This is a genomic window from Anoxybacillus sp. MB8, from assembly GCF_011006755.1.
Lineage (GTDB): Bacteria > Bacillota > Bacilli > Bacillales > Anoxybacillaceae > Anoxybacillus > Anoxybacillus gonensis.
Genome location: NZ_RXXX01000033.1, coordinates 18,728 through 32,987 on the forward strand (window position 1 = coordinate 18,728; position 14,260 = coordinate 32,987).

The 14,260-nt window shown below is 42.7% G+C and carries 9 protein-coding genes, 1 other RNA gene and 1 pseudogene; all 11 read right to left on the bottom strand.

What is annotated here, in order from left to right:
• Positions 1–18: 18 nt before the first annotated feature.
• Complete coding sequence (gene recD2, locus EKC99_RS11310; protein ID WP_019416816.1) at positions 19–2,373, bottom strand: SF1B family DNA helicase RecD2; 2,355 nt, start codon at positions 2,371–2,373, stop codon at positions 19–21.
• A gap of 11 nt (positions 2,374–2,384) precedes the next feature.
• A complete protein-coding gene (locus EKC99_RS11315) occupies positions 2,385–3,041 on the bottom strand; it encodes a tetratricopeptide repeat protein (protein ID WP_009361685.1) in 657 nt (218 codons plus the stop codon).
• Between the two features lie 62 nt (positions 3,042–3,103).
• Entirely contained in the window at positions 3,104–4,219 is a 1,116-nt protein-coding gene (gene mnmA / locus EKC99_RS11320; protein ID WP_035067160.1) for a tRNA 2-thiouridine(34) synthase MnmA, read from the bottom strand.
• Entirely contained in the window at positions 4,216–5,361 is a 1,146-nt protein-coding gene (locus tag EKC99_RS11325; RefSeq protein WP_035067163.1) for a cysteine desulfurase family protein, read from the bottom strand. Before EKC99_RS11325 ends, mnmA begins: the two co-directional genes overlap by 4 nt.
• Before the next feature lie 15 nt (positions 5,362–5,376).
• The gene (cymR, locus tag EKC99_RS11330; protein ID WP_009361688.1) at positions 5,377–5,793 is read right to left on the bottom strand and encodes a cysteine metabolism transcriptional regulator CymR; all 417 of its coding nucleotides are present in this window, start codon (positions 5,791–5,793) and stop codon (positions 5,377–5,379) included.
• Between the two features lie 73 nt (positions 5,794–5,866).
• Positions 5,867–7,161, bottom strand: a pseudogene (locus tag EKC99_RS11335) (replication-associated recombination protein A).
• Positions 7,162–7,172: 11 nt separating this feature from the next.
• Positions 7,173–7,982 (bottom strand): TetR/AcrR family transcriptional regulator, encoded by an 810-nt coding sequence (locus EKC99_RS11340; RefSeq protein WP_035067166.1) that lies wholly within the window; start codon positions 7,980–7,982, stop codon positions 7,173–7,175.
• A 76-nt stretch (positions 7,983–8,058) separates the two neighbouring features.
• Positions 8,059–11,118, bottom strand: coding sequence for an efflux RND transporter permease subunit (locus EKC99_RS11345; protein WP_035067169.1), 3,060 nt, complete (start codon positions 11,116–11,118; stop codon positions 8,059–8,061).
• A gap of 144 nt (positions 11,119–11,262) precedes the next feature.
• Positions 11,263–12,027, bottom strand: a complete 765-nt coding sequence (locus EKC99_RS11350) for a tRNA threonylcarbamoyladenosine dehydratase (protein ID WP_009361692.1) — start codon at positions 12,025–12,027, stop codon at positions 11,263–11,265.
• Between the two features lie 112 nt (positions 12,028–12,139).
• A non-coding RNA gene (gene ssrS / locus EKC99_RS11355) (6S RNA) lies at positions 12,140–12,332 on the bottom strand.
• Positions 12,333–12,382: 50 nt separating this feature from the next.
• Positions 12,383–14,161 (bottom strand): aspartate--tRNA ligase, encoded by a 1,779-nt coding sequence (gene aspS, locus EKC99_RS11360; protein ID WP_163151951.1) that lies wholly within the window; start codon positions 14,159–14,161, stop codon positions 12,383–12,385.
• Positions 14,162–14,260 lie beyond the last annotated feature (99 nt).

Sequence of the window (14,260 nt, forward strand, 5' to 3'; positions counted from 1 at the left end):
GAATATGTGTGTCCGTCATTATGTTACGTCATTTTCCATAAAGTCATACGGGGTAACACCTTCCATTCCGATGTTCGCATCTTCCATCGGAAGCAGTTGTTGTTCAGGTGAAAGAGCAGCGATTAATTTTTCGTATAATGTCGTCTGTCTCGTTCCATCTTCTGTTCGCATCACTCCGAGTTGGAATGCTTCTTCTTCACCGCATAAAATTAAATATTGCTTACTGCGCGTAATCGCTGTGTATAATAAATTGCGCCGAAGCATACGATAATAGCTTTTTACAACAGGCAAAATGACGATCGGAAATTCACTTCCTTGGGATTTATGAATCGAACAACAATATGCATGCGTCACTTGATGCAACTCTTGTTTTGGGTACGTCACTTCATTCCCATCAAACGAAACGACGACAAGGTCTTGTTTTTCAACATTTTCGTTAGCGTAAAAAATAGCAACAATTTCACCAATGTCACCGTTAAATACGTTTTCGTCTGGCTGATTGACGAGTTGCAACACTTTGTCACCCACGCGATAAACAACATCACCAAAAACAAGTTCACGTTTATTGTCACATTTCGGATTAAATAGTTGTTGAAGCGTCTCGTTAAGCCGATCAATTCCTGCGTGGCCTCGATACATCGGCGCAAGCACTTGCACATCTTTTGCGCGATATCCTTTTTGTTTTGCATTTTCAGCAACTTTTTTTACGACGTCAACGACTTGTCCACTCGTACAACGAATAAATGAGCGATCTTTTTGTGGAGACGTCAAATCGTGAGGAATGTTTCCATCTTTAATTGCATGAGCAAGCGAAATAATGGATGAACCTTCTGCTTGACGATAAATGTCTGTTAGCCGAACGGTCGGAATGACGTTTGCGCGAAGCAAATCTTTTAACACTTGTCCCGGACCGACAGAAGGTAATTGGTCTTCGTCGCCAACGAAAATGACTTGCATCGTTGTTGGGACAGATTTTAATAACTGATTAGCTAACCATGTATCAACCATCGACATTTCATCAACGATTAATAGTTTTCCGCAAATCGGTTCATCTTCTCCACGCTGAAATCCGTCACCGCTCCAACCGAGCAAACGATGAATCGTCATCGCAGGCAATCCTGTCGATTCCGTCATGCGCTTCGCTGCACGTCCAGTTGGAGCAGCAAGCAAAATAGGGAATGGCTCTTCCGCATCATAGCTCGCCGGATCAAGCGATAGCCCATGCAATTTCGCAAACAAATGAACAATGCCGTTAATGACCGTCGTTTTTCCTGTGCCCGGTCCGCCCGTTAAAATAAATAAAGGGGAACAAAGTGCTTGTTGAATCGCTTCTTTTTGCTTTTGCGAGTATTGAATGTTTGCCTCTTCTTCCCATTCTCCAAGCGCAAGTAAAAATTCAGCTTCAGAAAACGTAGCCGTGCCCGTTTGCTCAAGCAGTCGCTTTACGTTTGACACAATGCCTTTTTCGGCAAAATATAGCGAAGGAATGTAAAAACGATCTTCTTCAGCGATTAACTTTCCTTCCTCAGATAAATGAACGATTTCGCGGGAAATACAAGCGATGTCGACGAGTTCTTGACGTTTCGCTTCTAGTAGTTGTTTCACTTCCGTAAGCAGTTGTTCATACGTCATGTAGACGTGCCCTTCTTGCATACAATGTTGTTCAATAACATATAAGCAACCTGCGCGAATACGATCAGGGTGATTGCCCGAAATGCCAAGCTGCAAACCGAGATCATCTGCTCGGCCAAATCCGATCCCTTCAACGTCTTCTACAAGCTGATACGGATTTGTGCGAATGATTTGTAACGTTTCATCTTTGTACACTTGATAAATTTTCATCGACAACTGCGGACCGAATCCGAATTGTGACAAGGCGATCATAATTTGTTCTAGCCCTTCATGTTCGCGCAACGTTTCATACAACTGCTTCGCTTTTGCTTTTGTCAATTTTGGTACGTTTGCAAGCACATCGGGGTCTTCTAATATTTTAGAAATGGCCCTCTCGCCTAACGTTTCTACGATGGCGGCGGCTGTTTTTTTTCCGATTCCTTTAAACATGCCACCTGATAAATATTGAATAACTCCTTCTTTTGTTTCAGGAAACTCTTTCCGAAAATGCTCGACAACATATTGTTTCCCGAATCGTGGATGTTCTTTAAACGAACCGAAAAACGTATATGTGTCATACTCTCCGAGCAAAGGGAAATAGCCTGTTACAACAACGTCTTTTTCTATATGCGCTTCATTTGTCTCTTCCACGCGTACACGAATGACAGAATATAAATTGTCTTCGTTATGAAAAATCGTGCCAATATGGACGCCTTTAATAAACGATCGCTCGTCTAAATCTAGCTGTTGTTGCAACGCCATCTCCCCCTTTTTTATTGTAACGCTCGTTCCATTAGCTTTTTCCCGTGTCCTGCAAGTAAATGATCCGGCTGAATAGCAAGCGCCTGTTCGAACATCGCATGGGCTGTTTGTGGATCGTCCTTATATGCGTATGCGACACCTAAATTGTAGTAAGCATCTGCATGTCGATTGTTTAATTGCACGGTGCGTTCAAAATAGGTCATCGCCTCATCCACAAACTGCAATTGTGCTAAACAAAGCCCAAGTTGAAACGTTGCTTCCACATCGCGCTCGTTTAGTTCTACGGCCCGTTGTAAATACGGCATCGCTAAACGCGGCTGCTCTAAGTACATAAGCGACATACCGAGCATAAAAAAGACATCGCCGTCTGTTAATCCAGCCTGAATAGCTCGTTCAAATTGTTCTTTCGCTCGTTCGAACTGTTGCTGGTTATAATAAATGGATCCGAGACCGTAATATGCTGTCGCTGCTTTTTCATCAAGTTCAAGCGCTTTTTTAAAAAAACGAATCGCTTTTTCTTCTTCTCCAACCGCTGCCAACACGTTCCCAAAATTAATGTAGCCAACAGGATCGTTCGGGTTTTGTTCAATTGCTTCATGAAAACATTTGACCGCTTCTTCATATTTACGTTGCTGCATATATTGAATGCCTTGTGCATTGTAATCCATTGATCTCACCTCATATGCATATTATAACAAAAAAGCCTTCAACTCGTCTGTCGAGTTGAAGGTTAGCCAACGTATGTGAGTCGATTGCCATCGCGAAATACTTGATCGATCGTACCGCCACCGAGACATTGTTCACCATGATAAAACACAACCGCTTGTCCCGGCGTCACTGCGCGCACGCGTTGGCTAAATGATACACGCGCTGTCGTCTCGTCAATCATTTCTACAGTAACTGGCACATCTGGTTGACGATAACGGAATTTCGCCGTACATGAAATCGGTTCGTGCGGCTTTCGATCACTTACCCAATTGACATTCGTCGCAATAATGGCATCCGAATAAAGCAATTCGTTATCAAATCCTTGTGCGACGTATAAAACATTTTCCTTTAAATTTTTTCCGACAACAAACCATGGCTCTCCGCTCCCGCCGATGCCAAGTCCGTGACGCTGTCCGATCGTATAATACATGAGCCCGTCATGCGTACCTTTTACTTCTCCATCGAGCGTTTGCATCTTGCCCGGTTGTGCAGGTAAATAATTGCTTAAAAACTGTTTAAAATTGCGTTCACCGATAAAACAAATGCCCGTGCTATCTTTTTTTCCTGCTGTTGCAAGCCCCGCCTCTTTTGCTATTTCACGCACTTGCGATTTTTGCAATTCTCCAATCGGAAACAGCACTTTCGATAATTGCGCTTGTCCGAGCTGATTTAAAAAGTACGTTTGATCTTTATTCGCATCTAATCCGCGCAACAATTGATATTCACCATCGCGATAAGCGACGCGCGCATAATGCCCTGTCGCTAAATAGTCGGCTCCAAGCGCCATCGCATGTTCTAAAAATGCTTTAAATTTAATTTCTTTATTGCACATGACATCTGGATTTGGCGTACGTCCTGCTTTATATTCTTCTAAAAAATACGTAAATACTTTCTCCCAATATTGCTTTTCGAAGTTGACGGCATAATATGGAATACCAATTTGGTTACATACACGCACGACATCTTCGTAATCTTCCGTCGCTGTACACACCCCGTTTTCATCTGTATCATCCCAGTTTTTCATAAAAATGCCAATCACATCGTATCCTTGTTGTTTTAACAATAGCGCTGCGACAGATGAGTCGACACCGCCAGACATTCCGACAACAACTCTTGCCATTCGTCTCCCTCCTTTCATGCTTTCGTTAGTCGCTTCACAATTTTTACAATGTCATAGGATGCTCGTTCTACTTGTTCCAACGTATTTCCATACCCAAAACTAAAACGAACAGATGAGCGAATGCGCTCCGATTCATTTCCGTACATCGCTACTAACACATGTGACGGATCAATCGAACCCGCTGTGCACGCCGAGCCGCTTGACGCGGCAATGCCTGCTAAATCTAAATTGACAAGCAATGCTTCCACATTTGTTCCGAAAAACGACACATTTAATACGTGTGGTAAACGATATGTTTCATGACCATTGATTGCGTAATGAATCCCTTCTTGTGCAAACGTCTTTAACATCACTTTTTGAAACTGTTCATATAACGCTCGTTTTTCAGCCATCGTTTGCTGAGCGATCTCTGCCGCTTTTTGCAATCCGACAATACCGGGTACGTTTTCTGTTCCTGCACGTCGTTTTCGTTCTTGTTCTCCTCCGTATATGTGCGGGGTAAGACGAACGCCTTCGCGTACATATAAAAAGCCGACTCCTTTTGGCCCGTTAATTTTATGGCTAGATACGGAAAGTAAATGAACGCCAAGCTCACGAACGTCCATCGGAACTAAACCGTACGCTTGAACGGCATCCGTATGAAAATAAGCCCCATGGTCACGAAGCAATTGCCCGATGTCATAAATCGGTTGCAAAACGCCCGTTTCATTGTTGCCAAACATCACAGATACGATAATCGTATCATCGCGCAACGCGCTTTTTAGCTGTTCAACCGAAATGATGCCATGCTCATCAACAGGTAAATACGTCACATCAAACCCTTGTTTTTGTAAATATTTGCACGTATTTAATACGGCATGATGCTCGACAGACGTTGTAATAATGTGGCGACCTTTATCGCGATTCGCCATCGCTACGCCCACCAACGCTAAATTATCCGCTTCTGTTCCGCCACTTGTAAAAATGATTTCGTTTCCTTTTGCTCCAATTGTTTTCGCGATTGTCTCCCTCGCCTCATCAAGCGCACGTCGACTTTCACGGCCGAACGAATGAATGCTTGATGGGTTCCCAAAATATGTCGTCATATACGGAATCATTGCCTCAACGACTTGTGGATGAACAGGAGACGTCGCTGCATGATCGAAATAAATGCGCTCCAAATATATTCTCCTTTCTTAAATGTAAAACATATATGCGTCACCGTGATCGTCAGTATGGCTTGCTAAATCTTCAAGCGTCGTGCTATCTAATACTTCTTTTACCGCATCGCGAATGCGCATCCATAATTCACGCTTCGCTGGCTCTTCGTCTTCTAGCTCTTCGACGACTTGCAACGGACCTTCTAACACACGAATGACATCGCCTGCCGTAATTTTCGACGGTTCATTTGCTAAAATATAGCCGCCATACGCTCCGCGAATGCTTTTCACTAAACCAGCGTTTCGCAATGGGGAAATGAGTTGTTCTAAATAATGTTCCGATAAATTGTTCATTTGAGCAATCGACTTTAATGAAATTGGCCCCTCTCCATATCGCTTAGCCAACTCAATCATAATCGTTAAGCCGTATCGACCTTTCGTAGATATTTTCAAACGAATCATCCCCTTATTTACTATCAAAAGAAACACAAGCCATTATAACATAAAAGTGCAGAACAAAGGAACGTTACTGCTTTTTTCGTTCATTGAGCCGCTCATAGACGGAAGCAAGCTGCTTTTCTTCTCCGTTTCGTTTCGGTTCATAATATCGCACACCGATTAAATCATCAGGCAAGTATTGTTGTGCCACCCAACCGTACGGATAATCGTGTGGATATTTATACCCTATTCCGCGTCCAAGATGTTTCGCGCCCGCATAGTGAGCGTCTTGTAAATGAAGCGGAATCGACTGTCCTTTTCCGCTTCGCACATCCGCAAGCGCTTGATCTAACGCTTCATATGCGCTATTGGATTTCGGTGATAAGCACATTTCAATCGTCACAACCGAAAGCGGAATGCGTGCTTCTGGCATCCCGAGACGCTCCGCTGCCTCTATTGCGCTCATGACCTTCACACCGATGAGCGGATTCGCCAATCCAATATCTTCATAAGCAATGACCGCAAGGCGACGGCACACTGCGGTCATGTCTCCTCCCTCAAGAAGCCGCGCTAAATAATGAAGCGCAGCATCTACGTCGCTGCCGCGAACACTTTTCTGCCGCGAACACTTTTTTGCAAAGCTGAAAGTAAAGAATAGTACGTATCTCCTTGCTTATCATACGTCAACGCCCTTTTTTCTACGCAAAACGAAACGGTATGTGCATCAACAACCGCACGATGCTCGCCCTGTTTTGTTGCATATACCGCTTCTTCTAAAATCGTTAATGCGACGCGCGCATCCCCGTTTGCTCCTTCGGCAATGAGGGCAAGCGCCTCATCGCTAATGTCAATATGCCACTTTCCTAATCCGCGTTCACGATCCGTTAAAGCGCGATGCAATAACTCGATCGTCTTCTCTTTTGTTAATGGTTGTAATTGTTTCATTTGTCCTAAGCGGCTCCGCACAGCAGGGTTAATCGAATGAAACGGGTTTTCTGTCGTCGCCCCTATGAGCGTAATGAGTCCGTTTTCGACATGCGGCAATAAATAATCTTGTTGCGCTTTTGTAAACCGATGAATTTCATCAATAAATAAAATGACGTTCCCTTCAAAGCGGGCATCTGCCACTATTTCTTCGATTTCTTTTTTCCCTGCCGTCGTTGCATTTAACGCATAAAATGGACGTTGCATCGTTCCCGCAATCGCATAAGCGAGCGACGTTTTGCCAACGCCGGGTTGTCCGTAAAGTAAAAGGGATGGAACATATCCATTTTTAATCATTCGATATAATGCTGTATGTGGACCGATCACATCGTCTTGTCCGATCACTTCTTCGATCGTGCGTGGACGCATCCGATAGGCAAGCGGTTCTTGAGTAAACATCGTTTTTCACCTCACAACACAAGCGCCGCACGTAAGGCAGGAACGAACTGACGCATGTCGCTTTGTTGTAAATATAAAAGAAACGCTTCAACAATCGCTTTCCGCGGTTCCTCTCGTTCCATTTCTTCTTTCAATTGTTTCAACAATTCCATCGTATGATGATCACGTGCTTCCTCAACCATCTCATCAATAAGCAGAAGCGCGCGCGCTTTTTCTGCTTGTGCATCGTGCCGAATGAGCGGTATATCGTGCTGTAAACTATCGACAAGAGCGTCCAATCGCTCCATTAAAAAAGGGGCTAAACGTTGAAAAGAAAACGGTTGTTTTTCGAACAAAGCAAAAAATAAATATTCTTTTAACATGCCATTTAACATAATGGCACAATCAAGGACAAACGGACGAATACGTTCTCCGTACATATCGATGAATGACTGAATGTACCAATCAAATAAATGAGAACGGATGCGTAAAACGAGCGCATGAACGTCTTCACTTACTTTTTGCGCATGATCTCCCATATGCATTTGCACAATTTCTTTATGTTGTTCAAACGCTTCAATTTGTAAAGAAAGTTGCTTTAAAAATTTTTCACGCGCCGTCAACGAACGGTCTGAAGCAATGCGCGCAAATTGTTGAAACAACTGATCGTAATGATATTGAAAAATAGATAAAACAATCTCTTCTTTTGACTTAAAGTAGTTGTATAGCGACCCTTTCGCTAAATGGCTATGTTCAGCAATTTCTTGCATCGATGTCGCATGATACCCTTTTTCCGCAAACAATTTCATGGCGACTTCAATAATTTGCTCTTTTCTGCTCATTCGCCCTCATCCTTATTGTTTTCTCGTTTTATTATAACACAACAGGCTGACCGAATTTCAGCCAGCCTGTCACCGATTATACTCGACGTTCTTTTTTCGCTTGACGGAAGAAAAACAGTTCATACACAACAGGAACGAGAATTAGCGTCAACAATGTGGATGATGTCAATCCACCGATGACTGTAATCGCTAATCCTTTCGAAATGAGCGTTCCTGATGATTTCGTGAGCGCAAGCGGAATGAGTGCGGCAACTGTCGCAAATGCTGTCATTAAAATTGGGCGTAGCCGCGTTTTTCCTGCTTCAATTAACGCTTCGCGAATCACCATTCCTTTTTGTTCGCGATTTTGCCCGATGCGGTCAACGAGAACGATCGCATTCGTCGTGACAATTCCGATGAGCATGAGCAAACCGATCATGACGCTCACAGACATCGGCTCATTCGCAATAAATAAACCGAGCAATGAACCAATTGGGACGAATATGAGCGACGATAAAATGATAAACGGAATACGCGCTTTTCCAAACGTAATGAGCATTGTAATATATACGAGCCCAATGGCAACAGCCATCGCTAAGCCGAGCTGTTGGAACGTTTCAACCGTTTCATCGCTTCCGCCGCCCCCTTCAAGTGAGACGTCTTTTGGTAACTGTACGTCTTGTTTGACGCCATTAATGACGTCTTGTGTGACTTTTTGAATGTTATCGCCTACGATTTGAGCAGAGACGCGCGCAAATACTTTTCCGTCTAGTTTTTGAATCGATGTAAACGTATCTACTTCTTTTACGTCTGCTAACTGTTTGACTGGAACAGGGCCAAACTTTGTGAAAATAAGCGTGTTTTCTAGCTGTTCCATCGACGTCATTTGTTCGTTATATGACAATTGCACCGTCCGCTCTTCATCGTTAAGTTTTAACGTTCCCACTTGCACCGGACGAGTTTGATCAGCGATCGTACCAAGAATTTGGAAGCCAGAAACTCCGTATTGTGCTGCTTTTTGCGGATCAATGTTTACAATGACTTGCTTCTGTTTGTCTGCAAAGTTGTTTGTCACATATTTTAAATCGTCACGTTTTTTCAAATAAGACTCTACATCTTTTGCTGCTTGTTGTAATGCCGTTAAGTTTGTCGAGTATAAGTCAATGTTCACGTTATTGTTGGATGGCGGTCCACCAGATTGCAATTCTTGAACGCCAACTTTCGCCGCTTTCACTTCCGCTTGGGCAATGTCTTCCATTTCTTTTTCAAGCTCTTTAATAAATTGAGAAACGTTTACGTTCTCTTCTAACGTAATGAAATAGTTCGCTTGATTTTTTCGTTTTAAACCGCTTCGGAAGTCGCGCGTGCCAATTCCAGCAGTCACTTCTTTAATTTCTTTCTTCTCATCAAACATTTTCTCGACTTGGAGCGATACTTCATTCGTTTTTTCTAACGGCGTCGAAGAAGGAAGTTCGACGGCGGCGATGAGCGTTTTTTGTTCTTCGTTTGGAATAAATGTAAAGCCTAACTTCGGTACGATGGCAAATGAACTACCGAGCAATACAACAGACACGAACAACACCGTTTTTTTATGATCGAGCGCCCATTCAATCGCTTTGCCGTAAGCTCGTTGCAACGCTCCTTCTTTTTCTTCTGGCGGCACTTTTTTAAATGAGAATTTTGCTAAAATCGGAACGATCGTAATGGCAACAATAAGCGACATTAAAAGCGAAAATACGATCGTTAACGCAAATGGTAAGAAAAACTCACCTGTCACACCGCCAACAAGACCGAGCGGTAAAAAGACAACAACGGTCGTAATAGTCGATGATGTAATCGCCTTTAAAATTTCTTTTGTTGAATCTTCGACGAGTTCATCTGTCATTCCCGTCTTTGACTTGCGAACGCGACGGAAAATGTTTTCAATAACGACGATGCTATCATCTACGACACGTCCGACAGCAACCGCCATTCCCCCAAGCGTCATAATGTTTAAAGAAATATCCATTCGTTGTAAGAAAATCGATGCCACTAAGAGCGAAAGCGGAATAGAGACAATGGCAATAATTGTTGCGCGCACGTTACGTAAAAAGACGAGCACCGCGATAGATGCAAACAATGCTCCAAGCAATCCTTCGCGCACAAGCGTTTCAACTGACTTTTTAATTCCCTCTGCTGAATCAAATCCGATCGCATAGTCGATTTTGTCTTTATATTTATCAAGCACGTTTAACACTTTTTCTGCCACTTCAACCGTATTCGCATCTTGCTTTTTTGTAATGGCCATCGACAGCGCTGCATTTAAATTGTAGCGCGTGATTTCGCCTTGTTCGGTAACCGGTTCAATTTTCGCGACATCTTTTAAAGTAATCGTTGTCGGCGCTTCTTGTCCGCTTGCCGGCGCACCTGGTGATGCGTTCATGATCGGAGAAGATAATGGTAAATTTTCAAGCTGTTCGATCGTTTCAATTTTTTGTTGAACGCGAATCGGAATTTGCACCGTTTCCGTTTGAACGTTTCCAGCTGGAAATGCTAAAAACTTTTCGTTAATTTGTTCTTTAATTTGCGTTAAGCTAAGCCCGTATTGCAATGCTTTTTGTTTGTCTACTGTAATTTGAATGAATTTTTCTTCCATTCCACCGACGGAAATCGAGTTAATTCCATTAATCTTTTTTAACTCTGGAATAATTGTTTCATCTAATAGTTGCTGTACGTTCGTATCTCCTTTAGCAAATAGAGAAATATTATAAATTGGGAACGTACCGAATGAGAAGCGATTCACTTTCGTTTGCACGTTTTCTGGCAAATTTGCTTCTTTCATCAGCGATTCAACTTGTTGCTCAACTTTTTCCATATCGGTGTTAAACGGAAATTCTAAATTGACAATGGCGATGCTTTCAAATGACGAACTTTGAAGCTTCTTTACTCCTTCAATTGCTTTAAACTTTTCTTCTAACTTCGCTGTCACTTGTTCATTCATATCTTCTGGTGAAGCACCCGGATAAATGACTTCCACAGACAATTGTGGAAACTCAATGTTTGGAAGTAAATCTACTTTTAAAGAAGAAAATGAATATAATCCGCCTAATATAAGTAAAAATGAAATGATAAATACGGCAACTGCGTTTTTTAAACTAAACCTCGTCAAAAAATTCATCCCGCTCTTCCTTTCTTTCTTGAAATATGACCAAACGGTCGTTTTATTACGACCGGACAGTCACACTTTCACTATAATTCAATTCTTTTTCATTTGCAACTAATAATGTGCGACAACAAAAGCGCAAAGGATTTCCCCTTGCGCTTACTGTTGATCAACACGTTGGATCGGGATGTCTTTTAATAATTGTTGCACGACATATGCCGCCATGATGAGGCCAGCGACAGATGGAACGAACGCATTCGACGACGGCGGCATTTTCGCCTTCCGAATCGTCGCCTCATCGTTTCCTACTTCTTTTCGCACATCTTCGCGAATGACGATTGGACTTTCATCTGAAAAAACAACCGTGATGCCTTTTTTAATTCCTTCTTTTCGTAATTTTGTACGAATCACTTTCGCAATCGGATCTGTATGTGTTTTTGAAATATCCGCAATGCGGAAACGAGTCGGATCCATTTTATTTGCGGCGCCCATGCTCGAAATAATTGGAATATTGCGTTCTAAACATTGTTTCATTAAATGAATTTTATATGAAATCGTATCTGATGCATCAATGACATAGTCAATATCGTACGAAAAAATTTGTTCATACGTCTCTTCCGTATAAAACATTTTTAGTGCAATGACTTCGCACGCTGGGTTAATGTCAGCGATCCGCTCTTTCATCACTTCCACTTTCGGACGTCCGACAGTTGATAGCAACGCATGAATTTGGCGATTGACATTTGTAATATCAATATCGTCTTTATCGATTAAAATGAGGCGTCCAACGCCTGAGCGAGCGAGCGCTTCTACCGCAAACGATCCGACACCGCCAATACCAAGAACAGCCACTGTACTTTCACTTAATCGTTTTAACCCTTCTTTCCCGATCGCTAATTCGTTACGAGAAAATTGATGTAACATATTGTTCCTCCCATATGTAAGTATTTCAATCGGATATACATGCATTATGGCACAAAAAAAGCCCCAACGTAAAGCATGTTCTTTACGTTAAGGCTTTATTCGTTTTTGTTTCTTAAGTCCCAATCGTGCCGTCGCTGATGGCCTTTGTTTTGAACCCGCTCTCTCACAGGTGGGTGCCCTGTTTCAAGCTTATGTACGTCCTCTTTATGTAAATGAGGCATGTACGCCACTCGAAAACCCGGGCTCCCGTATCACACATTGTTCGGTCAAAACAATAGGTGATACGACAAACACATCAGGACTTGTTGTTACTTGTATGTTAGCACACTTTGCATGCATTTGCAACGTTACAAATTTAGTCTACTTTTTGAACGTCCTTCACGAGCAAATGCAATTCGTCTAATTGCGCTTCGCTTACTGCGCTCGGCGCTTCTGTTAACAAACAGCTTGCGCTTGCTGTTTTCGGAAAGGCAATCGTATCGCGTAAGTTGGAACGGCCCGCAAGCAACATAACAAGTCGGTCTAATCCGAGCGCGATACCGCCATGCGGAGGAGTGCCGTATTCAAACGCCTCAAGCAAAAATCCAAATTGTTCGCGTGCTTGTTCTTCAGTAAAGCCAAGCGCTTTAAACATTTTTTCTTGTATGTCGCGTTCAAAAATACGAAGCGATCCTCCACCTAACTCATACCCGTTTAACACAAGATCGTATGCTTGTGCACGCACGCTTGCTGGATCTGTTTCAAATTTTGGCACATCTTCGCGCACAGGCATTGTAAACGGATGGTGCGCTGCATAATAACGTCCTTCTTCTTCATCGTATTCAAAAAGCGGCCAGTCTGTAATCCATAAGAAATGGAACGATGATTCGTCAATTAATTTTAAATCTTTTCCTAATTTTAAACGCAACGCGCCAAGCGAATCGGCAACGACGGATTTTTTATCCGCTACAAATAACAACAAATCGCCGACTTCCGCTTCAAGCGTTTGCATCATTTGTTTTTGCTCGTCTTCGTTAAAAAACTTCGCAATTGGCCCTTTTAGTCCATCGTTTTCGACTTTCAACCATGCTAATCCTTTTGCCCCGTAGCGAGCCACATATTCCGTTAACGCATCAATATCTTTGCGCGAATATTTATCCGCCGCCCCTTTCACATTGATCGCTTTCACTTGTCCACCGTTTTCCACTGCGCTAGCGAACACTTTAAAGCCACAATTTTTCACTTGCTCAGATAAATCGACAAGCTCAAGTCCAAAACGCGTGTCTGGCTTGTCCGAACCGAAGCGTGCGATCGCTTCGTCATATGACATGCGCGGGAATGGAATAGGGATGTCAATCCCTTTTGCCATTTTCATGACACGTGCCATCATCCGTTCAACCATCGCTAAAATATCGTCTTGACTCATAAACGACGTTTCAATATCGACTTGTGTAAATTCCGGTTGGCGATCGGCACGTAAATCTTCATCGCGGAAACAACGAGCGATTTGATAATACCGTTCAAAACCGGCGACCATTAATAATTGTTTAAAAATTTGAGGTGATTGTGGCAACGCATAAAATTCTCCTGGATGCACGCGGCTCGGCACTAAATAATCACGCGCCCCTTCTGGCGTGCTCTTCGTTAAAATTGGCGTTTCTACTTCTAAAAAGCCTTCTTCATCTAAAAAGTCGCGAATGGCTTTCGTCACTTGATGGCGCAATTGAAACGTTTGAAACATCACAGGGCGACGTAAATCTAAATAACGATATTTTAACCGAACATCTTCAGATACGTCCGTTTTATCAGAAATCGGAAATGGCGGTGTTTTCGCTTCACTTAAAATCGTTACGTGCGTCACACGCACTTCGACTGTTCCTGTCGGTAAATTCGGATTGACTTGTCCTTCTTCGCGTTGAACGACTTTTCCTTCTACGTCTAACACGTACTCGCTACGAATCGTTTCCGCTACTTGTAACGCTTCTTTCGATACATCTGGACTAAATACAATTTGAACGATACCTGTTCGATCGCGCAAATCAATAAAAATAAGTCCCCCTAAATCACGACGTTTTTGAACCCATCCTTTTAAACGAACCGTTTGCCCAATCGCTTGATCCGTTACTTTTCCACAATAATGCGTCCTTCCAAACATGATTTCCCCTCCCTCTAGAAATGTTGATATATCAAGGTTTCTTGGCATCTTAGGGGTGCCAAAAAAATATTTTTCGACAAAATTCATCACATACTTTTT